This window comes from Casimicrobium huifangae, assembly GCF_009746125.1.
Taxonomy (GTDB): domain Bacteria; phylum Pseudomonadota; class Gammaproteobacteria; order Burkholderiales; family Casimicrobiaceae; genus Casimicrobium; species Casimicrobium huifangae.
On sequence record NZ_CP041352.1, the window covers coordinates 2,736,955 to 2,758,761 of the forward strand.

Sequence of the window (21,807 nt, forward strand, 5' to 3'; positions counted from 1 at the left end):
TTGCAGTAGGTGAGTCATCAATATCCCTCGATCACAATTACATCTGTTGGTAGTCGCGCACGGAACGCTGTCCGCTGTCGCGCGTGGCCGCGGCGATCTCTCTGTTGCTGCGAGATTTGGTATGCCGCGACGCCGTGCGATGCTAGTCGCAATAAGTCATTGCGGCGTTATCAACCCGGCAAGTTTCGGACCTACCAGACTTATCCGAAGGCGTCGTGCTGTAGCCGCACCTGATCGAACAACTGCTGGCCTGGCGCGCACTGCGCACTGCTGCGCGTCCGGAGCCTCCTCCACGCGTTGCACCGGCAGCTACGAGGCGCGGTAAGTCACCAGATGAATGCTGGTCTCGGTATTGCTGATGCCCTTGATCAGCCGGATTCGCTCCAGCGCCTGCGACATTTCGGCAAGAGTTTCCGCACGCAGTTGCGCCAGCAGATCCCAGCGGCCGTTGGTGTCATGCAGCACGGCAATCGACGGTTCGCCGAGCAGCTCGGCGATGACGCGCCGTGTCTGGTTGCCCTCGACTGCGATGCTCATCCAGGCGTTGATCTGATCCTGCTTCACATCGGGCCGCAGGCGCACCGTGTAGCCGACGATTACCCCCTGCTCTTCCAGCTTGGCGATACGGTTGGTGACGGTGCCCCGCGACACACCAAGGCGATGGGCAAGCGTGGCCACGCTGTCGCGCGCATTGACCCGCAATAGCGAGATTAGCTTGTGGTCAATTTCGTCCATTTTTGCATTTTAATCAGTCAATGCTGTCATTTCGTCATAAATCTGCTGTTTTTTAGACATTTCTGCCGATATGAATTGTCATCGCAAGCCTTCACAATCCTCTTCATCGCCTTACTCGCTGAGCTTGCCTATGCGTTCGCTTCACACTACTCCCCTGGCCCCCGCAATTCGTCAACCCCTGTTTCTGTCGCCAGCAGATGTCGCCCGCCTGGTTCGCCTGCGAGGCGTGCGCCGTGTGCTGCGTGAAATGACGGAGGCCATGACGGCAGACTTCCTGCGCTGGCAGGAATTCGACAAGTCACCACGCGTCGCCAACCATTCTCCCGACGGCGTGATTGAGCTGATGCCGGTGTCAGACGCCACTCGCTACGCCTTCAAATACGTCAACGGACATCCAAAGAACACGCGCAATGCTCTGCCAACTGTGATGGCATTCGGCGTGCTAGCCGATGTCGACACCGGTTTGCCGCTGCTGCTGTCCGAGATGACGCTGACCACCGCACTGCGCACCGCCGCCGCCTCGGCAATGGCCGCCCGCGCGCTTGCCCGTAAAGGCAGTCGCGTGATGGCGATCATCGGCAATGGCGCCCAGAGCGAATTTCAGGCGCTGGCATTCGCCGAAGTGCTCGGCATTGAGGAATTTCGTCTGTTTGACGTCGACCGCGCCGCCACCGCAAAACTCGCGGCCAACCTCGCGACGCAAGGCTTGCGCGCGACTGCGCATCAGAGCGCGGCTGAAGCTGTGCTTGGTGCTGACATCGTCACCACCATCACTGCCGACAAGACCAACGCCACCATCGTCACCGCCGACATGATTGCGCCGGGCACGCACATCAATGCGGTAGGCGGCGACTGCCCTGGCAAGACCGAATTGCACGCCGACGTGCTGGCGAGCGCCCGCGTGTTCGTCGAATACGAGCCGCAGACGCGGATTGAGGGTGACATCCAGCAGATGCCGGCAGACTTCGCCGTCACCGAGCTTTGGCGTGTGCTCTCGGGCTGTGCTCCAGGCCGTACCGACAACGCAGAAGTGACCGTATTCGACTCAGTCGGCTTTGCGGTGGAGGACTATTCGGCGTTGCGTTACCTGCTGGCGCTGGCTGAAGCCTCTGGCTTTGGGCAAACGCTGCCACTCATTGCCGATCAGGACGACCCAAAAAATCTGTTCGCGTTGCTCGCAGCGGACGCGACGCATGCCGCTGACACATACGCGTACGAACCAGCTATTGCCTGAATAGTTTCTCCCGACCAGCGATGTGGAATCGCCGGTCGTTACGCGCCATTGCGCTGACTACACTGCGTCGTTCCGTTTCAACACGTTGTAGTCATGAAATTGCTTCATACCTTTGCCCGTCTTTGTGTAACCAGCGGTGCCGCCGCCTTCGCAGTGCTGCCGTGGGCCGTATCCGCTCAGCCGGGTTGGCCCGCCAAACCAATCCACTTCATCGTGCCTTATCTGCCGGGCGGTACCACCGACATCGTGGCACGCATCGTCGGACAAAAGGTCAGCGAAAAGCTCGGCCAGCCGGTGATCGTGGAGAACCGTGCCGGTGCCGGCGGCAACGTCGGCATGGACGCGGTGGCCAAGGCGGCACCGGACGGCTACACCATTGGCTTTGGCGCAATCTCGACCAATGCGCTGAACCCGCACGTCTACAAGGCGATGGCGTTCGATCCACGCAAGGATTTCGCGGGCATCAGCATGCTCGGCTACTCGACCATCGTGCTCGAAGTGCCCGCCGACACGCCCATCAAATCGGTGGCTGACCTCGTCGCTTTCGCCAAGAAGAACCCCGGCCTCACCTACGGCACTGCCGGTGCCGGCACTTCGATGCACTTGTCCGGCGTGCTCTTCGCGCAGACAACGCAAACCGATCTGACCCACGTTGCCTACAAGGGCAGCAACCCGGCCATTAACGACATGATCGGCGGCCACATCAAGGTGATGTTCGACAACCTGCCAGCCTCGCTGCCACACATTCAGTCTGGCAAGTTGCGCGCACTCGCTGTCGCAGGCGCAGCGCGCTCACCCTCGCTGCCGGACGTGCCCACGCTCGCAGAAGCTGGCCTCAAGGGTTACGCCGTAGACCCGTGGTTCGGTGTCTTCGGCCCGGCTGGCATGCCGCCTGTCGTCGTGCAAAAACTCAATCAGGCGTTTGTGGAAGCGCTGGCGATGCCCGAAGTGAAGGAGAAATTGTTGCGTGCAGGATTTACGCCGAAGAGCTCGTCTGCGGCCGAGCTGGATGCGCTGGCGCGCGCTGAATACGAGCGTCTTGGGAAGACTGCTCGGGATGCGAAGATGACGGCGGAATAGATTCGTTCTGATGCTTCTTCGGATCGCATGGCCCGGACGTATCGAGGGCTACATATCGCGTAGTCAGAATCATCGGTAATGTTGATTCGCGACTACGCGGTTGCTAACCCACGCAAAATCTTCGGATGCTTGACCGCAACCCGCAGCAAAGTTTGGGCAGCGCCCGTAGGATCGCGTCGCCCCTGCTCCCAATCCTGAAGCGTGCGAACCGACACGCCGAGCAATTCGGCAAACTCGCCTTGCGTGAGACCCGTGCGTGCGCGCGCCTCGGACGCTGCGGTAACGATGACTTGCGTCGTGCGTGCAGCACGCCCTGACTTCATCTGCTTCACGGAGGCAAGCAGATCGTCCTGAAACTGCTTCAGTTCATCAGTGGCGGCTTTTGCGCTTTTCATCATCGCTCTCCAAAACAGCGGCCTTGAGTTTGTTCAAAAAGGCTGTGGGTAGATTGTCAAATTTGGCTTTGCTGTAAACGATCAGGAGCCAAATTTTGCCGTCGTCGAGTACGTTGTAATAAATCACTCGAGCACCGCCCCGTTTGCCCATGCCCTGCCGCGCATAACGTACCTTGCGAAGGCCACCCGTTTCCGGGATCACCGCGCCGCTCATCGGGTTATTGGCGATCCAGCCAATGAATTCGTCACGCTCTGTGTCTGACCAGATGGCCTGCGCATAACGCACGAAGACATCAGTTTCGACGACGGTAAACATTTTTTAATTATACGGCAATGCCGTACCAACGGCTATCTGTTATCGGTGCGCTTCGCCGGCGCCGCAAACCACTCCGACTCCGGCACGATCTTGGGCTTTTCGGGGTCTTCGAAGTAGTTGGGCGACATGATCTGCACGCCGTACTTGTTGAACGTGTCCTGGATGGCGGCGTAGAGATCGCTGGTGACGCGGGCGCGGGCGGCGGGTCGGTCGGCGCTGACGTAAACGACCAGTTTGTAGGCGACATAGAAGTCCGACAGCGCGGTCTGCACCACGTAGGGTTCAGGTTGCGCGCCGATCTCGGGGATGGTTTTCGCAGCTTCGAGCAACATGGCGTGCACCTGCCGCCAAGCTACGTCGTAGCCGATGGTGATGGTGGTGTCGAGCACGAAGCCGGTGCCCGGTGCAACGCGCGAGAAGTTGCGCGTCACGTTGGCGAGCACTACCGAATTGGGTAGCGCGATTTCCTCGCCCATACCAGTGCGCAGGCGCGTGACGAACAGGCCCAGCTCGGTCACCGTGCCTTCACAATCCTGAATGCGCACGTATTCGCCCACCGAAAGTGCGCGGGTGTAGACCAGCATCACGCCGCTTGCAATCTGCCCGATAACACCCGAGGCCCCAATCGACACCATCAAGCCAAGGATGACGGTGAGGCCCTTGAACGCTTCGGTCTGTGCGCCGGGCAGGTAAGGATAGGCCATCGCCAGAGCGAATAACCAGAGCGCGGCGTTGACGATGCGGCGGGTGGACGGCGCGGTGTGCGCATCCAGCATGCCAAAACTGGACTTTCCAGCACCCACATGGGCAAAGAACTCGGTGGAAATCTGGGTCGCGATCCACGCCACCAAAAAGACGATGGCCGCAATGAATACGCCCGGCAGGGACGCGCCAATGGAATTGACCGCCTGCAACGCCAGCGCGGAGAAGGATTGCAGCAGGCTCTCGCCCATCGGCCGCGTCAGCACGAACTGCTCAAGACCATAGGTCAGGAACGCGAAGACGGCAAACAGGCTGAGGATCCAGGCGAGCAACAGAAAGGTGCGCGACACCGAGGAGATGAATAACGCCGAAAGCCGGCGGCTGTCGCCAGCGACGGCAAGCCCTTTGAGGCCGCTGGCCAGTCGTGCCGTCATCGCACGGCGCAGAACGCGCACGACGCGCCAGATCAACAGCAGCGCAACGACCAGAACGGCAGCCGCCAGCGCTGTCCGGCCGGCCGCCGCCCACACGGCGCGCATGTCACGACGCTCACGCGACTCACGCCACGCCTTCTGCAACAGGCGCGATGCCTGGTTGGCCAAGTCTGCAGTCGTCTCCCCGGCAGCAAGCCGCGCGTCACCGGGCGCCACCGTGAACATGGGTTTGCCATCCAGTTCGATCAACACGCCGCTGTCGGACGCCTTGACCGATGTCCACCCTTCGCCGCCCTCGTCAAATGCCCGGTCAATCCGTTGCCGCGCTGCATCGGCACGATCCGATGGTGTGAAAGCGCCCAGCGTTGCGCGAAACACGTGAATGGTCCGGTTGCCCACCACCAGCGGTGCCTCGGGGGGCGTGGTGGCGTCGGCCGCGTGCGACGTGCCCGTGGCCAGCAACGCAACCGCAACGGTGACGAATTGCCAGCAGCGCATCAACATTGCGTGTGCCGTTTTGCGATCAGTCATGACTTCTACGCTCCAGTCACGGAACCATTGGCAGGATCGCAGCTTCGACCGCACTGGCGGAAAGCCGCGTTGCGCCCGGCCCAAGCGCGTTTGCGGTCAGTGCGTTGCCACGAAGGCCGAGCAGATAGCGCAACACGATCACGCCGTCGTACTGCGCTTCGATCAGCCCGTTGCCATCCACATCCAGCAGCGGCGCCAGGGTATCGAGATATTGCGTCACTAGCGTTGGCGTGCTCCGCGTTGCCGCGTTGCCGACTGCAGCTGCAACCAGAGCGCTACTGCTGTGCCCAAGCAGATAGCGCACGGCCAGCACGCCGTCGGTCGCGGCCCGATAAGCGCCATTGCCATCAACGTCAAGTCGCAGCGCCAGCGTCGTCGGCGCAAACGTGGCCGTCACCATCGTCGCAGTGCCGGCGGTGACGGTGCAGACGCCGGTACCGATGCAGGCGCCAAGCCAGCCGACGAAGACCGAGCCCGCCGCTGGCGTTGCGGTCAATGTGACGCTGGTCGGGCTGGCGAACGCCAAGGTACATGTGCTGCCGCAGGTGATGCCCACCGGATTGCTCGCGACGCTGCCGCTCCCCGTGCCCCGGATCGACACCCCCAGCGTGTTGCTGCCCGGCTGCACCGTCCAGATGCGCGAGCTCTGCGGGCGCGCCAGCGTCAGTGGTGTGCTGTCGGTCACGCGCAACTCGACGCTGTGCGTGCCGCTGGCCGGCACCGTGTAGTTGAAGCGAACCACGCTGCCATGTACTGCGGAGTCAACCCGGATCACGCTGCCATCCACCAGCCAGGTCGCGGTGAGGCCGCCGGCAGCCACTGAGCCCGCAAGCAGCGCACGAAAGCTGAGTATCGAACCACCGGTTGCGTTCACTGTCGCTCCGGTCGGGATTGCGCCCGGTTCGATCAGGCTGACACCTGTCGAGGGCACGCCCCAGCCTGGGCCGTACAGCTTCTTGACGAAGGCCTCTCCGTCGACCCGACAGAACGGGCGGCCCAACGCCCGCATGATGCCGTTGTAGCACTGCCGGTACATGCCGGTGGTCAGGTAGCGTGCGCCCTGCCAGAGCCCGGCGCCTAGCGCATCAGCGAGTGCAGCAGTGGTCGGAATTGCGGTTGCGGCGTCCACCCAGCCGGACCACTTCAGCAGCGCGCGATCCGTCTGGTTGCTGACGTTCACCTCGCAATTGCCGGGTGCGCTCAGATCGCTACAGGCAGGAAATCCGGGATAGGCGGTCTCATATTCATCGGCAAGTTTGGTGAAGCTGTGCCCGAACTCATGCTGCATGATCTGCACGGCGGCCGAATGCGTGGTGCCCACGCCCAGCGTGCCACCAGAGCCGCCGTATTCGCTGTCGTTCACGAGCACGAGGATCTTGTCCCAGTCGGGCGCGTTGGCGGCAGCAGTGAGCACCTTGCTGCTGCTGACAGTAACCAGTCGCCGGATGCCACTGGTGCAAAAGGTCCCGTCAAACGCGGTATCGACAACCACCACAGTGCTGCCCGGTGTCTCGGCACACGTTGGTTTGTCGGCACCGGATTGATTCGACGGCACAAACAACCATTGCACGTTGATCAACTGCCGGAAGTCACTGTAGGGCGAAATGCCAAGCATGCCGTTCGCCAGCGCGGTCGCGTCCAGAACGAATTGCGCCTGTTGTGCGGCGGTATACCCTTCCGCGACGATCAGCAGGTCAAGGCGATTGGCTGGGTTGCCGGTTTGCGCCAGATAGCCAGTCGCGCTGCCCGCAGGCAGGGCCGCGGGCGCTACGGTTGACGAGGTCGAAAGCGCGCTCGACGGCGTGTCGAGGTCAATTTCAATCGATTGGCTGGCACCTGTCAGCGCCTGAGTGCTTGCCATCCGCCGGCTGCGCAACTGCAGCACGCGCCCCGGCTCAACCGCGAGGCGAACGACGTAGTGGCGCTCGGCGAGCGGCAAGTGGTGGCCGTCGATATGGTCATCACTGCCGTGAAACTCGCCGCGCAACCACGCCGAGCTGCTCGCCACGCTGCTGAACACCACATCGTTGCCGGATTTGTCGCGCACGACGACGTCCAGGTAACTGTCCTGCCGTGAGCCGAGGGCGTCAGGCGTCAATGCATCGGGCACTGCGTCCAGGTTCACATACTGGTGAGATACGACCGAGAGCGTGCCGTCGGCGGCCTCGCTGATCACGAAATAGTGGGCCGGCGCAGCAACAGCAGGCAGCGCCAAGGCGACCGTCAGCATCGTTACGACAATCGCGAGTAATCGCGACATCGCGGGCCGAAGCCGCTTGCTGGAAATTGTGATCATCGCCCTCACCTACCCCGTAATCCTCCTTCGTACAACGTGGAGGCTTGGTGCAAGTATCGGGCATCCAGATCACGGCGCGATCAATTTGCGCGCTCCGCAATATCAATCGCCGTTGCCCAAAAACAAAAACCGGCTTGCGCCGGTTTTGTCTGGTTGCCTTTGCTTTGCTTTGTTGCCAGCACTGAGTTACAAACTCGTCTGGCCTAACAAACTACCCAACTGCATGTGCAGTTGGTGCCCAGGAAGGGACTCGAACCCCCACGATGTTACTCGCTAGTACCTGAAACTAGTGCGTCTACCAATTCCGCCACCTGGGCAATTCAGGCAAACCGAGATTATAGATTGATAACGAAAAAAACTCAAAAGACATCGACCCAAACTGCCAAAAAAGCAGGCAAAAGCACCTCACAGAAAGCGGTAAAGCCCACGTCCATCAAGGCGTCTGGCGCATCGAAAAAAAAGATTGCGGCAACGGCAAAGGCAGCCGCCGCAGTGCCTGCGAAAGTGAAGAAATCTGTTCAGGATGCTTCCGACGGGAAAAAGCGGCAACCTGCAGCGCCCAATCCATCAGTCAGCGCCGCATCGGCAAACGCCGCCGGTAAGACGACGGGGAAAACCAGTAAGTCCGCTGCAGTCAAGCCGGCTGCCCAGCCTCGCGCAAAGACTTCTGCGCAGAACGCGAACGCGTCGGGCGCCGCAAGTGCAGCGACCAAACGTAAAGCAGCACCCGGCGCAACGCCAGTCGCGGCCCGAAACGCGGTGGCGCCGCCCGCACCGGTGGTGCCGCCGAACGCGCTCGTCGGCACCATCATCGGCCACGCGGATGGCTACGGTTTCGTCAAGCTCGATCAGGGCGGCGACGACATCTTTCTCACCGAGGATGCGATGCGCGCCGTGCTGCATGGCGACCGCGTGGCCGTGCAGACCACCGGTACCACACGTGATGGCAAGACCACTGGCGAGATCGTCAGCATCCTGCAGCGGGCGAATCATCGGGTCGTCGGCAAGCTGCGCAGCAAGGATGGTGTGTGGTTCCTCGTCGCCTCGGAGCGCCGGATCAATCAGGACATCGTTATCCCGCGCAACAAGCTGAGCACGGCCACGGTGAACCAGATCGTGGTCGTGGAGATCACCCGCCAGCCCACGCCGTACGACGATGCGACTGGCGAGGTCGTGGAAGTGATTGGCGACGAGGATTCGTCCGACATTGAACTCGAAATCGCCATCCGCAAACACAATCTGCCTTACGTCTTCTCGCAGGCGACGCTGAAAGAAGCAGCGGCCTACGGCGACAAGGTGACGGCGGCCGACCGCAAGGGTCGTGTCGATCTGCGCGAGATGGCGCTGGTCACCATCGATGGCGAGACTGCCAAGGACTTTGACGACGCCGTCTACGCCGAGAAGTCCGGACGCGGCTACCGGCTCGTAGTGGCGATTGCCGATGTGTCGCACTACGTCAAGCTCAACATGGCACTCGACGCCGATGCGCGCGAGCGCACCACTAGCGTCTACTTTCCGCGGCGCGTGATCCCGATGTTGCCCGAGGCGCTGTCGAACGAGCTGTGCAGCTTGCGGCCGAACGTGGATCGCCTGTGCATGGTCTGCGACATGAAGGTGAGCGCGGCCGGGCACATCACGGGCTTCGAGTTCTACGCCGCGGTGATGAACTCCAAGGCGCGGTTGACCTATACCGAAGTCGCCGCGCAATTGCCGACGCTGGAAGCGGCGAAGCCGAAAGCCGGCAGCATTGAAGCTTCGCTGAAGACACTCCATACCCTCTACAAACTGTTCCGCGAAGTTCGTGAACGGCGCGGTGCGCTTGATTTTGAAGGGCAGGAGGCGGTTTTCTCGTTCAATGATGACGGCAGCGTTGCCAGCATTCGGCCAGCCGTGCGCAACGACGCGCACAAGCTGATCGAGGAGATGATGCTGGCGGCGAACGTCTGCACCGCGCAGTTCCTTGCTCGCGCCAAGCAGCCGCTGCTCTACCGGGTGCACGACGTCCCATTGCCAGAAAAGCTGGCGGCATTGCGTGAAACGCTGTCACTGCGCGGCCTGACGCTAGGCGGCGGCGAACGACCATCGCCGAAGGACTACGCACTGCTGATCGAGCAGACGCGCGAACGCATCGATGCCCCCGCCCTGCATACCGTCCTGCTGCGCTCGCTGCCGCAGGCGATCTACACGCCACACAACGCGGGGCACTTTGGCCTGGCCTACGACCACTACGCGCACTTCACGTCGCCGATCCGCCGTTACCCGGATCTGCTGGTGCACCGTGGTATCAAAGCCGTGCTGGCAGGCAAAAAGTACTCGAACGAAGACTGGGAACAGTTGGGCGATATGTGCAGCGCCAACGAGCGCCGCGCGGACATTGCGTCACGCGAGGTCACCCAGTTCCTGAAGTCGAAATACCTAGAAGCGCACCTGGGTGAAGAGTTCAATGGCACCGTCTCCGGCGTGGTGCCGTTCGGGGCTTTCGTCACGCTGGACGAAACCTTCGCCGATGGCCTGATCCATGCCACCACGCTGCCGCGTGACTACTACGAACTGGGCCGCGACAAAGTGACGCTGGTCGGCCAGCGCAGCGGCTTCACGATCGCCCTTGGTGAACGAGTTCGCGTGAAGATCGCATCGGTCAATCCCGAGAATGCGAAGGTGGATTTCCAGTATGTTGGGCCGGCCGAGGCCTGATTAGTCGGCAGTAAGCCCGGTTCATCCACACGCAAACGCATTCCTTCCTGCACGAAATGAACCCCACTTTTGCTTCCCCCAATGAGGTCGTGAAGTTCTGGCGAGACGCTGGTCCGGAGCGCTGGTTTCGCAAGGACGTGGCGTTTGACACGCTGTTCCGCGAGCGCTTCGCGGCCGAGCATGAAGCGGCGGCGCGCGGCGATCTGGCGGACTGGCAGAACAATGCCGAAGGCGCCCTCGCGCTGCTGATCCTGCTCGACCAGTATCCGCGCAACAGTTTTCGCAATACGGCGCGCATGTTTGCGACGGACGCTCAGGCTGTCGCCGTCGCCGACGCGGCCATCACCAGAGGCTTCGACCGTGTCGTCGGCGACGACATGAGACGCTTTTTCTACCTGCCGTTCATGCACAGCGAGCAGTTGGCCGACCAGGAACGCTCAGTGGCACTGTACCGCGCGCTCGATGGCGACGGCTTGCGCTATGCCGAGATTCACCGGGATGCAATCGCCCGCTTCGGGCGCTTTCCGCATCGTAATCCCGTTCTTGGCCGTGCGATGACGGCGGAAGAACGGAAGTACCTCGATGAGGGCGGGTTCGCGGGCTAACCGTTCCCGTTTGCACGCCCGCTTGGCGTTCAAGCGATGCGCTTGAGCCCCTTGCGGAATCGCTTGCCGTTTTCGATATAGCCATCGGCGCTGCGGCCGAGCCCGGCGATGGCCTCGGGCGTGAGCTCGCGCTTTGCGGCCGCCGGGCTGCCGACGATCAGCGATCGATCCGGGAACGACTTGCCCTCGGTGACCAATGCGCAGGCGCCGACCAGCGAGTCATTGCCGATCACGGCCTTGTTCAGCACGGTGGCACCCATGCCAATCAGCGAACCATCGCCCACCGTGCAGCCGTGCAGGATGACCTTGTGGCCAACGGTCACGCGACGGCCGATGGTCAGCGGCATGTCGAGGTCGGAGTGCAGCACCGAGTTGTCCTGGATGTTGCTGCCGTCGCCGATACGGATGGGCTCGTTGTCGCCACGAATCACTACACCGGGCCAGATGCTGCAATCGGCGCCGATGTGCACATTGCCGATCACCTCGGCGGATTCGGCAATCCATGCCGTTGCGTGAATTTGCGGCCGGACGCCGTCGAGTTCGTAGATTGCCATGCGCTCACCTGTGCCTTGTTTTGATGCCGCTCCAGCCGAGCTTGAACCGGAAGGCGGATTGATGGTGTGGCTGCTATTTGACCTGAATTGCATCCGGCAGCGCGTGGCAGGGCTTTGACGGGTGCGGTCCGTAAACGTCAGTTTGCGATCTCTGATGTTCGGCTTTTGTATGAAACCTTTATCTGCATTGGGTAAAGGGCGCAATTTTCTATGAAGTCGACTTTTGTATCAAACGCGGTCTGAGCCCTTTAAGAATGGCTGTTTCGTCAAAAAGTTGATAGTAAAAAGTCATTGTCAGGTGGCCACCTAAAATCACCAGCCATGACCTCAACTGCCGCTACCCATTCCTCGCCCGCCGCCAACGTACTGCCCGCTGACCGTGCCATCCCGATCACCCAGGTCGGGCTGATCGCGATGGACATGGATTCCACGGCCATCACCATCGAATGCATCGACGAAATTGCTGATTTCGCCGGCGTCAAGGCCGAGGTTTCCGCGATCACCGAGGCAGCCATGCGCGGCGAGCTGGATTTTCAGGCGAGTCTGAGAAAGCGGGTCGCCTGTCTCGAAGGCCTGTCCACCAAAGTGCTCGCCGAGGTCTACGCCGAGCGGCTGAAGCCCTCGCCCGGGCTCGCCGAGTTGATGGCCCATGCCAACAAAAACGGGGTGAAAACGCTACTCGTCTCCGGCGGCTTCACCTACTTCACCGAGCGCATGCGGCAGCGCTTTGGCTACACCTGGACCCGCGCCAACACGCTGGCCGAACACGACGGCCGGCTTACCGGCAAGGTCTGCGGCGCCATCGTCGATGCGGTCGAAAAGGAGCGTCTGCTGCGCTTCTTTGCCAGCACGCTCCCGGCCGATCGCCGCGCCAGCATCGCACTCGGCGACGGCGCCAACGATTTGCCGATGCTTCACGCGGCAACGCTTGGGGTTGCCTATCACGCCAAACCGAAAGTGCGCGAGCAGGTGCCAGTGGCCATCAATATTGGCGGAATGGATACGCTTCTCGCGCTACTGCCCTGATTTCACGGGCTTTTTCTCGTTTTTTCAGCGCCCCTTTGCTAGACTTTTCAGCTAGCGAGCGACATTCCACGTCCTCGGGGGAAACCATGAACCGAAAATCATCCAACGCAGCGCTTGCCATTCTTCTTGGCGGCGCTTCCATCGTCGCGCCCGCGTTCGCGCAGGACGCAGCCAAACCCGTCCCCGGCGCCAACCTGCAATACGTCGGTGCCAATACGCGCATCGGCGTCGGCATCGATAGCGACAACAACGCGCGCGGCGAAATTTTTCAGGTGCTGCAGGGCGACGACAAGTCAGCCACGCTGGCCGAGCTCTGGGCCAGCCGCAATTCGGGCGGCGCCAAGCTCTCGCACCACTGGACGTCCGGCGGCGCTGCGGTCAACAAGCTGTTTGCAGCCTACGACCAGGGTGACCGTGATCTGCGCAAAGCGACGCTGGGCGGCGGCCAGGAATACGAACGCTGGTTCTGGAACGCTTACGCCAGCAAAGGTCTGTCGGGTGCCACCCTCAACTCGACCAGCAGTGTGGCAACCACTGTCACCCAAACCGGCAGCGAAGCCGGGCGCCCATACGAGCAGGACACCATCACCACGGTGACTACGCGTTCCTTCACCCGCGCCTACGACTGGGGTGTCGGCGGCCGGGTTGGGCATTTCTATGAAGCCGCCCTGCTGCGCGTGACGGCCGGTCTTGACTATGAATGGGGCAAGTATTCGTCGAAGCAATGGACCGGCACCCTGATGGCCGAGAAGTTCTTCGCTGGCTCGCCAATCTCGATCGCATTGTCGGGCGAGATCCTGCGCAAAACCGGTGACTTCGAAGGCACCCGCAACGACCAGCGCGGCATGCTGATGCTGCGCTATGAATTTGGCGCACCGAAGTCGAACTTCCGCTCGAACAAGGTTAGCCGCATGGTGACCGCGACCGAGCGGGTACCGGATCCGAACTGGAAGCCGCCAGTCGCCGCTGCAGCGTCTGCTGACGCTGCCAAGGCTGCCGGCACCGCCACCAAACCGCAGGAACCCGCTACCCGCCTTGAAAAGCGTGTTAGCCGCGCCAACGCCAGCGACGCGCAGGAGACCTACTTTGACCTCGGTTCCGCCAAGCTCAAACCGGCGGCGCTGAAGGAGCTGGATGGGCTGGTCAGCCGCATCGCGGCGCAGCGTCCGTATGTCGAACTCAAGGTCAACGTCGTCGGCCACACCTGCCCGACCGGATCTGACCGCAACAACTTCGCGCTGTCCAAGAAACGTGCCGAGGCGGTCAAGGCATACCTCGTCTCCAAGGGCGTGCCGGAGAATCTGGTCACGACGGATGGCAAGGCAGGCAAGTCGCCGAAGTACCCGGAAGTGAAGGGCCAGAGCTTCCGCAACCGCCGTACTGACACCGACGTGCTGGTGGTGAAGGAAAAGGTCGAGGAAGTGCGGGTTCCGGTGGCGGTAGCCGCAGCGCCGGCGCCACAGACGCCTGCCGCCGCTTCCGCTGGTACGCCGACAGCCGCCGCCGCCACTGCGCCGATGATTGAGCGCCAGGTGCAGAAGGAAGTGATTGAGGACGTGCCCAACAACTGGGTCAGCCGCGCGCTGCACAACTCGGCGCAGCACAAGACGGCAATCGACACCTACCGCTTCGCTGAAGTCACCACCACGCAGACAACCGGTGCCCGCCGCTATCTCAACCGCGCACCGGCTGCAGCCAATGACGCCTACACCATTGAGTGCAGCGCTGCGGCAACGTTCAACGTGCTGGCCAACGATACCGACCCCGATGGCGACACGCTGACCATCTCCAGCGTCACCACACCGGGCAAAGGTACCGCTGCCATCTCGTCTGGCAAGATCGTCTACACGCCAAACGCAACCACCTGCCCGGCGGGAGCCACCGACAGCTTCACCTACACCGTCAGCGACGGCAAGGGTGGATCGTCGACAGCGACGGTCAACGTCACCATCAACGCCGCACCGAACAATCCGCCGGTCGCCGTGGATGATCGCGTCGACGTCCCGTGCTATGGCACCAAGGTGTTGAGCTCGCTGCTGGCCAACGATCGTGATCCTGACGGCGATCCGCTGCGCATCATCTCGTTGACACAACCACCGGCCGGCCGGGGCAAAGTCAGCATCACACCGGATGGCAAAGCCGTGTTCTATGACGGTACTGACGCCTGCTACTACGTGAGTGCGTTCACCTACACCATCAGCGATGGCCGCGGTGGCACCTCGACGGCAACGGTTACCCTGGTTGATCCCTGATCGCTGGAGAGTGCTGGAAAAAGGGCCATTCGTTGGCCCTTTTTTTTTGCCGGTATCGCCGGAGCATGCTCACCTGCCAGATACCTGTAATGCGAGGAAAGCAGCGGGCGCACAATATCGTTTCGCAGCACTCACCACACGATCGCCGCTGATCCGCGGCTTCGACATCCAGATGAAACGCATACTTGTGATCCACCACTCCGCCAGCGGCGGCGCTCGCGCGCTGGTGAGCGCCTTTCTGGATGGCGCCAGCGGCGTTGACGGGGTAGCAGCGATCACCCGCTCGGCAACCGTGGCGGACGCTGGCGACTTGCTGGGCGCCGATGCGCTGGTCTTCGCCACGCCGGAGAACTTTGGCTATATGGCAGGCACGCTCAAGGCCTTTTTTGATCGTGTCTTCTATGCCTGCATGACGGACACAACCGCTTACGGTGGTGGCACTGAAAGCCGCATCGCGGGACGCCCGTACGCCGTTCTGGTGTGCGCCGGCAATGACGGAACCGGCGCCATGCAGAGCGTTGATCGCATCGTCACTGGCTGGCGTCTGCGCAAGGCGCACCCCGGCATCATCGCTCGCCGCGTTGGCGGCGAGGCTGGGTCATCGCGTGGTGATCTGGCACGTACCGATCTCGACGCCGCAAGGGAGCTGGGTCAGCTGTTCGCCGAAGCCCTGACCATCGGCGCGCTGTAGAGCCTGCGCCGCTTGCGCGCGGTACCCACCGGCCGGACCGAAAAGGCTACTTCCAGCCTGCCTTGACCATCGACTGCATGACGCCGGCGCCAAAGCTGGTGCCAAGCTTGCGCGCGAATTTGTCGAAGGCATTTTCTTCGACGGTGTAGTCAATCAGATCTTCTGCCTTGGTGATTTCGCGGGCAACACTATCAACCGAGCCAAGTCCGTCGGCCAGGCCATTTTCGACCGCCTTGTTACCGCTCCAGATCAGGCCGGTAAACAGGCCAGGCGTGTTGAGCTTGAGCCGGTCGCCGCGACCATCCTTGACAGCCTTGATGAATTGCTGATGCACCTCGCCAAGCATTGCTTCCAGGTGCGCCTTGTGTTCCGGCTTCGCTGGGGAGAACGGATCCATGAAGGCCTTGTTTTCGCCGGCCGTGACGGTGCGCGATTCGACGCCGAGTTTCTCCATGGCCTTGTCAACACCAAAACCGTGGAAGATCACGCCGATGGAACCTACGAGGCTCGAACCATCGACAAAAATCTTGTCCGCAGCGGCGGCAACGTAATAGCCCCCGGAGGCGCACATTTCGTCGACCACGACGTAAAGCGGCTTGTCCTGGTAGTCTTTGCGCAACCGGCGAATCTCGTTGTAGATGCGGGAAGATTGCACTGGCGAACCACCCGGGCTGTTGATATTGAGCACCACTGCGACGCTGTCCGGATCCTGAAATGCCGCGTTCAGTGCAGCATTGATGTTTTCGGCGCTCGCCTTGCCGTGATCGTCGATCTCACCTTCCAGCCGCACCAGGGCGGTGTGGCGACCGGAGCGATCGCTGCCGCTGCCGCCATGACCGATCCAGCCCATGATCGCGGCGAATACCACAAGCGCAAGCGCAAGCCACACCAGCCGGAAGAAGATTGACCAGCGGCGACGGGCACGCTGCTCCTTGAGATTCATCTGGGCAAGCTTGGTGACGAGTTCCCGTTCCCAGCCGGGCTGCGACGGCAGTTGATCCATGGGTTCCACTTTGAAAATCAGGCGTTGGTTTCGAGAAAATGGCGCAACGCGGACACCGAATCTACCAGTGTCAGTGATCGGTGTGCTTTCAATAGCGCCGGCTCATGGGCGCCGTAGGTCACGCCGATTGAATGGGCGCCAGCGTTTTCGGCAAGCTGCAGGTCATGCGTGGTGTCGCCAATCATCACCGCCTGCGACGGCTGCATGCCCGTTTCGTCAAATATCGCGTGCAGCATGCCCGGATGCGGCTTGGAAAAGCCCTCGTCGGCGCAGCGCGATGCCGCGAAAAACTCACGCAGGCCGAGCGTTTCGAAAGCGCGATCAAGCCCGCGCCGCGACTTTCCGGTCGCTACCGCCAGCCAATGACCACGGCCCTTCAGCGATGCCAGCATCTCGGGTACGCCATCGAACAGCACGATTTCGTTCTCGCCGGCCAGGAAGTGGTAGCGGTAGCGTTCCGTCAGTGGGAGCAGATCGGCCTCCCGCAACGTCGGCACCGCGTGCTCAAGTGCAGGCCGCAGTCCCATGCCGATGATGAACGAGGCCTGCTCGTCAGAAGGCACCGGATAGCCAAGATCGCCCGCTGCGCGCTGAAGCGCGCGACGGATCACTGCCGTGGAATCGGCCAGCGTGCCGTCCCAGTCAAACACTACCAGGGGGTAACGACGTTCACTCATTGCAAAACCTTAACCACTACTCGCAGGTGCCGTGTTGCCGTACCAGAAACTGGCCAGCTCCCGCGGCAATGGGGCTTCCACCGTGATGGGCAGCCCCGTCACCGGGTGCTCGAACGTGAACGATTTGGCATGCAAGAACATGCGCCGCAGCGGCACCGGTTGCCGCCCGCGCAACAGCTTGTTCCACGCCGCATCACCGTATTTGTCGTCACCGGCGATCGGGAAACCCAGATGCTGCAGATGAACACGTATCTGATGGGTACGACCGGTCTTCAGCTCCGCTTCAAGCAGACTCATCTCGGGCCGCCGCTCCAGCAGGTTGAAAATTGTGTGCGCGAATTGTCCTTCGTCGGCATTGACCTCAACCCGACGTTCGCCGTCCGGTCGCGTGTACTTTGCCAGCGGCGCTTTTACATGTTGGCGGTCGTTCACCCATTCGCCCTTGACGGCGGCCAGGTAACGCTTGTCACCCGATTTTTCGCGCAAGGTATCGTGCATGCCCAGCAAGCCGGCACGGGTCTTGGCGATCAGCAATACGCCGGAGGTGTCGCGGTCGAGCCGGTGCACCAGTTCGAGCAGTGGCGCCTGCGGCCGCGCCATACGCAATTGCTCGATAACACCAAAGCTGATGCCGGAGCCGCCATGCACGGCCACCCCGGCTGGTTTGTCGACCGCCAGCAGGTGCTGATCCTCCCACAGCACGGGATGCGGGAACTCGCCGGGTGCAGTCGGGACCATCGCTGATTCGGCCACGCGGACCGGCGGCAACCGCACCTCATCGCCGGTTGACAGCTTGGTTTCGGCACGCACGCGACCGCCGTTAACCCGTACCTCGCCGGAACGGATGATGCGATAAACATGCGTCTTGGGCACCCCTTTCAGCTCGCGGATAAGGAAGTTGTCAACGCGCTGGCCGGCGTAGTCTTCGGTTACGCGAAGATGACGCACTTTCGCCACCACAGCGCCAGCGTCATCGACGCCCTGCCGGGAGGCTCCATCAGCGGCAGAAAATTGCCGAGAAACGCGTCCTAAGTCCTTCATTTGCCTTATAATTTGCCTGTTGACGTAGTTCGAAGGAACTGCGGCATTTTGAATCCGGTGCACGGGTCCACGCCACCAACAGGCGCTTTCTGGGTGACTATCATGGAAAGTGCGGGCGAACAGAGGGTCAGCAATGATCCGCTTCGCGTCAGGTAAGCGGGATTCGCGCGGATTCCACGGTCAAGCCGCCACCGGGAAAAGCGGCGATTGTAAGAGTTCAGCCACCGCGCGGCGCCTTTCGTTGCTCGCTGGCCTGTGAAAAAAGATTGAAGCGGGGCCGCCCGATAACCAACGGCGAGTCCCAAGAAGAAAATTTCGTCATGAACCCGCGCAACAGCGCAACCAGCGTGAGCCTCCCGGTCAACGACCGGGCTCCCGCCCTGCCCACCCCGACAGCGACCGCGCCTCGCGCGTACTCGTTGCCCCGGTTGTCTGGCCAGGTCAAGGTTCTGCCTCCCATCCGTCAGGCCACGATTTTTCTGTTCAGATCTATGCGCCCATTCTCGCCCGCGCTGCGCGCCGCGAGAATCGGTGACATTTCACTGGCTTAGCAGCATCCGTCTGGTTCACCGCTCGTTCGCTGAACGGGAAGGTACGCATGAAACGCATGCTGTTCAATGCAACCCAGTCGGAAGAACTGCGCGTTGCCATCGTCGATGGTCAGAAACTGATCGATCTCGACATCGAGTCTGCTTCCAAGGAGCAGCGCAAAAGCAACATCTACAAGGGCACCATCACGCGCGTCGAGCCGTCGCTGGAAGCCTGTTTCGTCGACTACGGCACCGAGCGCAACGGCTTCCTGCCATTCAAGGAAATCGCACGCTCCGTGCTCTCCGGCGACGCTGATGTCAGCCGTAACAAGATCGGCGACAGCCTGAAGGTTGGCCAGGAACTGATCGTTCAGGTAGAGAAGGACGAGCGTGGCAACAAGGGCGCCGCGCTGACCAGCTTCGTCTCGCTGGCCGGCCGTTATCTGGTGCTGATGCCTAATAACCCTCGCGGCGGCGGCGTATCGCGCCGCATCGAGGGCGAAGACCGCAACGAACTGCGTGACACCATGGCGCAGCTCGAAGTGCCTAACGGCATGAGCATCATCGCCCGCACCGCCGGTATTGGCCGTACCGCAGAAGAGCTGCAATGGGATCTGAACTACCTCCTGCAACTGTGGACCGCCATTGACGGTGCCGCCAAGGGCAACAAGGCACCGCTGCTGATCTATCAGGAATCGAGCCTGGTGATTCGCGCCATCCGCGACTACTACACGCAGGACATCGGCGAGATCCTGATCGACACCGAAGACATCTTCGAGCAGGCCAAGGGCTTCATGGGCCATGTGATGCCCAACACGGTCAGCCGCGTCAAGCTCTATCACGACGATGTGCCGCTGTTCTCGCGCTTCCAGATCGAACACCAGATCGAAAGCGCGTTCAGCCGCACGGTCAACCTGCCCTCGGGTGGCGCGATCGTCATCGACCACACCGAGGCGCTGGTCTCGATCGACGTCAACTCGGCACGCGCCACCAAAGGCGGCGACATCGAGACGACGGCGTTCAACACCAACCTCGAAGCGGCCGAAGAAGTCGCGCGCCAGTTGCGCCTGCGTGACCTCGGCGGCCTCGTCGTCGTGGACTTCATCGACATGGAGTCGTCCAAGCATCAGCGCGAAGTCGAAGACAAGCTCCGCGACGCGATGAAGCTCGACCGCGCCCGCGTGCAGCTGGGCAAGATCTCGCGCTTCGGCCTGATGGAGCTGTCGCGTCAGCGCCTGAAACCAAGCCTCGGCGAGTCGGCCCACCTGCCCTGCCCGCGCTGCCACGGCACCGGCCACATCCGCTCGACCGAATCGATCGCGCTGCACATCCTGCGCATCATCCAGGAAGAGGCGATGAAGGACAACAGCGCGCAGGTCATCGCGCAAGTCCCGGTTGACGTCGCGACCTATCTGCTCAACGAGAAGCGATTCGACATCCAGTCGCTCGAGACGCGCCTCAAGGTCAGCGTGGTGCTGATCCCCAACATGTACCTCGAGACGCCCAACTACACGGTGCAGCGTCTGAAGCACGACGAGCTCAACTCGGCCGAACCGCTTCCGACCAGCTACAAGATGGTCGAGCGTCCCGAGCAGGTTGATCCCGTCGAGGCGATCAAGCAGGAAGCCCACGAGGTTCGCGTCGAGGCTGCGGTCAAGGGCATCACGCCTGCGCAGCCGGCCCCGGTCGTCGAGCCGAAGCCGGAAACACCGGTTGCTGCTGCAGCACCTGTGGCGGTGGCGCCCATGCAAAAGGCTGGCCTTTGGGCGCGCGTGAAGTCGATCTTCGGCATTGAGGCTGCGGCACCGGTCGCTGAGCCACAACCCGCAAAGGCGGAAGAAAAGAAACGCGATGACCGCCGCGACGGTAACCGTGACCGTGGTGGTCGCAATGATCGCGGTGACCGCCGCGACCGCAATGACCGCAATGACCGTGGTGATCGCAAGGACCGCAACGGTAAAGGCGATCGCAACGAAAGTCGCGGTGATCGCGACAACCGTAGCGACCGGAAGGATCGTGGTGACGCTAAACGTGACGGCCGCACGGACGGCAACCGTCAGGGCGACCGCGCTCCGCGCGAGCAACGCGAGCCGCGCGAACAGCGTGATGCACGCAATCAGGCCAATGCCGCCGAAGCGGTGACGCCGGGTGCCGGAGTGGTTGCAGGAGGCGCGGCCGACAGCAACAAGGCTCCGCGCGAGAACCGTGAGAATCGCGAAAACCGCGGTGAACGCGGTGACCGTGGCGGGCGTCGTGAACGCGGCGAGCGCGGTGATCGCCCGCCGCGCGACGGCAACAATGCGCCGGCACCGCTGGTTGCAAACGCAGAAGCGCAAGCAGCTGACGTTCAACAGGCCACCAGCGCACAACCGCAAACGACAGTCGATGGCACGTCGCAAGAACGTGGCGATCGTCCGCCGCGCGGCGAACGTGGTTCGCGTCGCCGCGATCGCGACAGCCGTGGCGAACGCGGCGAAAATGGTGAAGGTGGAGAAGGACGCCGCGAACGCGCAGCCACCGACAGTCAGGGTGATGCCGGTGTTGTAACCGCGCCGAAGGTGAACGAGGCGGCTGGTGGGGTGCAAGCGTCGATGTTCGATGCCGCGCCGGCGCCAGCAAGCGCCCCTGTATCTGCCCCAGCCCCGATGGCACCTGCGGCGCAAGTCGCAGCTCCTGCCGCACCGGCTGCGACTGCCGCCCCAGTGGCTGCACGCGAATCGGTGAAGCCCTTCACCTACCAGTTGCCCGGTGATGCTGGCTTGCAGATGATGGAAACCCGCAGCAGTGGCGCGCCGTCGCCCGCAGTGGCCGATGAACCGGTCAAGCGCGGTCGCGCACGCCCGCCGCGCGCCGAGGTTGCCGCCGAGCCAATGCAAATGGTAGAGACCGGCAAACCGTCGGGACAACCCGAGACCGTACAGCAGTAGCTCGCGACTCTGCATGCAAAAGGCCCGCCCTCGCGGGCCTTTTGCTTTTTGGCGGTATCGCGCGCTTGGGGAACACGTCCTGCC

The 21,807-nt window shown here is 62.1% G+C and carries 17 protein-coding genes and 1 tRNA gene; 8 read left to right on the plus strand and 10 right to left on the minus strand.

Features of this window, described 5'->3' with window-relative positions; genetic code table 11:
- Nucleotides 1-309: 309 nt before the first annotated feature.
- Entirely contained in the window at nucleotides 310-735 is a 426-nt protein-coding gene (locus FKL89_RS12345) for an Lrp/AsnC family transcriptional regulator (RefSeq protein ID WP_156863043.1), read from the minus strand.
- A 130-nt stretch (nucleotides 736-865) separates the two neighbouring features.
- On the opposite strand from FKL89_RS12345, the gene FKL89_RS12350 reads away from it, so the two are divergent.
- Together FKL89_RS12350 and FKL89_RS12355 are read left to right on the plus strand one after the other, a co-directional pair.
- Nucleotides 866-1,969, plus strand: coding sequence for an ornithine cyclodeaminase (locus FKL89_RS12350; protein ID WP_156863044.1), 1,104 nt, complete (start codon nucleotides 866-868; stop codon nucleotides 1,967-1,969).
- Nucleotides 1,970-2,062: 93 nt separating this feature from the next.
- Nucleotides 2,063-3,049: a Bug family tripartite tricarboxylate transporter substrate binding protein gene (locus FKL89_RS12355; protein WP_156863045.1), complete on the plus strand. Its 987-nt coding sequence runs from the start codon at nucleotides 2,063-2,065 to the stop codon at nucleotides 3,047-3,049.
- Nucleotides 3,050-3,141: 92 nt separating this feature from the next.
- On the opposite strand, the gene FKL89_RS12360 is transcribed toward FKL89_RS12355, so the two are convergent.
- The 5 genes from FKL89_RS12360 to FKL89_RS12380 all read right to left on the minus strand — a co-directional run bounded on the left by FKL89_RS12360 (nucleotide 3,142) and on the right by FKL89_RS12380 (nucleotide 8,040).
- On the minus strand, nucleotides 3,142-3,444 hold the full coding sequence (locus FKL89_RS12360) for a helix-turn-helix domain-containing protein (RefSeq protein ID WP_156863046.1): 303 nt from the start codon (nucleotides 3,442-3,444) through the stop codon (nucleotides 3,142-3,144).
- On the minus strand, nucleotides 3,419-3,760 hold the full coding sequence (locus FKL89_RS12365; protein ID WP_156863048.1) for a transcriptional regulator: 342 nt from the start codon (nucleotides 3,758-3,760) through the stop codon (nucleotides 3,419-3,421). The genes FKL89_RS12360 and FKL89_RS12365 overlap by 26 nt, the downstream gene beginning before the upstream one ends.
- 32 nt (nucleotides 3,761-3,792) lie before the next feature.
- Nucleotides 3,793-5,427 (minus strand): mechanosensitive ion channel family protein, encoded by a 1,635-nt coding sequence (locus FKL89_RS12370; protein ID WP_156863050.1) that lies wholly within the window; start codon nucleotides 5,425-5,427, stop codon nucleotides 3,793-3,795.
- A 16-nt stretch (nucleotides 5,428-5,443) separates the two neighbouring features.
- Complete coding sequence (locus FKL89_RS12375; RefSeq protein ID WP_156863052.1) at nucleotides 5,444-7,723, minus strand: M64 family metallopeptidase; 2,280 nt, start codon at nucleotides 7,721-7,723, stop codon at nucleotides 5,444-5,446.
- Nucleotides 7,724-7,955: 232 nt separating this feature from the next.
- A tRNA-Leu gene (locus FKL89_RS12380) sits at nucleotides 7,956-8,040 on the minus strand.
- A gap of 442 nt (nucleotides 8,041-8,482) precedes the next feature.
- Here FKL89_RS12380 and rnr point away from each other — a divergent pair.
- Both rnr and FKL89_RS12390 read left to right on the plus strand, forming a co-directional pair.
- Nucleotides 8,483-10,417, plus strand: a complete 1,935-nt coding sequence (gene rnr / locus FKL89_RS12385; RefSeq protein ID WP_162527507.1) for a ribonuclease R — start codon at nucleotides 8,483-8,485, stop codon at nucleotides 10,415-10,417.
- Between the two features lie 56 nt (nucleotides 10,418-10,473).
- Nucleotides 10,474-11,022 carry a DUF924 family protein gene (locus FKL89_RS12390; protein WP_156863055.1) on the plus strand — a complete coding sequence of 183 codons (549 nt, stop codon included), beginning with the start codon at nucleotides 10,474-10,476 and terminating at the stop codon, nucleotides 11,020-11,022.
- Nucleotides 11,023-11,051: 29 nt separating this feature from the next.
- On the opposite strand, the gene FKL89_RS12395 is transcribed toward FKL89_RS12390, so the two are convergent.
- On the minus strand, nucleotides 11,052-11,576 hold the full coding sequence (locus tag FKL89_RS12395; protein WP_156863057.1) for a gamma carbonic anhydrase family protein: 525 nt from the start codon (nucleotides 11,574-11,576) through the stop codon (nucleotides 11,052-11,054).
- A 321-nt stretch (nucleotides 11,577-11,897) separates the two neighbouring features.
- On the opposite strand from FKL89_RS12395, the gene serB reads away from it, so the two are divergent.
- From serB to FKL89_RS12410, 3 genes are all read left to right on the plus strand, one after another.
- Entirely contained in the window at nucleotides 11,898-12,602 is a 705-nt protein-coding gene (gene serB, locus FKL89_RS12400; RefSeq protein WP_156863059.1) for a phosphoserine phosphatase SerB, read from the plus strand.
- Between the two features lie 86 nt (nucleotides 12,603-12,688).
- Nucleotides 12,689-14,854 carry an Ig-like domain-containing protein gene (locus FKL89_RS12405; RefSeq protein WP_156863061.1) on the plus strand — a complete coding sequence of 722 codons (2,166 nt, stop codon included), beginning with the start codon at nucleotides 12,689-12,691 and terminating at the stop codon, nucleotides 14,852-14,854.
- 172 nt (nucleotides 14,855-15,026) lie between these two features.
- Nucleotides 15,027-15,545 (plus strand): flavodoxin family protein, encoded by a 519-nt coding sequence (locus FKL89_RS12410; RefSeq protein WP_162527508.1) that lies wholly within the window; start codon nucleotides 15,027-15,029, stop codon nucleotides 15,543-15,545.
- A 46-nt stretch (nucleotides 15,546-15,591) separates the two neighbouring features.
- Here FKL89_RS12410 and FKL89_RS12415 read toward each other — a convergent pair whose 3' ends face one another.
- The 3 genes from FKL89_RS12415 to FKL89_RS12425 are packed head-to-tail and all read right to left on the minus strand — an operon-like array spanning nucleotide 15,592 to nucleotide 18,266.
- Nucleotides 15,592-16,548, minus strand: a complete 957-nt coding sequence (locus FKL89_RS12415; RefSeq protein ID WP_156863064.1) for a S49 family peptidase — start codon at nucleotides 16,546-16,548, stop codon at nucleotides 15,592-15,594.
- A gap of 17 nt (nucleotides 16,549-16,565) precedes the next feature.
- Nucleotides 16,566-17,225: an HAD-IA family hydrolase gene (locus FKL89_RS12420; RefSeq protein WP_156863065.1), complete on the minus strand. Its 660-nt coding sequence runs from the start codon at nucleotides 17,223-17,225 to the stop codon at nucleotides 16,566-16,568.
- Between the two features lie 9 nt (nucleotides 17,226-17,234).
- The gene (locus FKL89_RS12425) at nucleotides 17,235-18,266 is read right to left on the minus strand and encodes an RluA family pseudouridine synthase (protein ID WP_156864684.1); all 1,032 of its coding nucleotides are present in this window, start codon (nucleotides 18,264-18,266) and stop codon (nucleotides 17,235-17,237) included.
- Nucleotides 18,267-18,864: 598 nt separating this feature from the next.
- On the opposite strand from FKL89_RS12425, the gene FKL89_RS12430 reads away from it, so the two are divergent.
- Entirely contained in the window at nucleotides 18,865-21,723 is a 2,859-nt protein-coding gene (locus tag FKL89_RS12430; protein WP_156863067.1) for an Rne/Rng family ribonuclease, read from the plus strand.
- Nucleotides 21,724-21,807 lie beyond the last annotated feature (84 nt).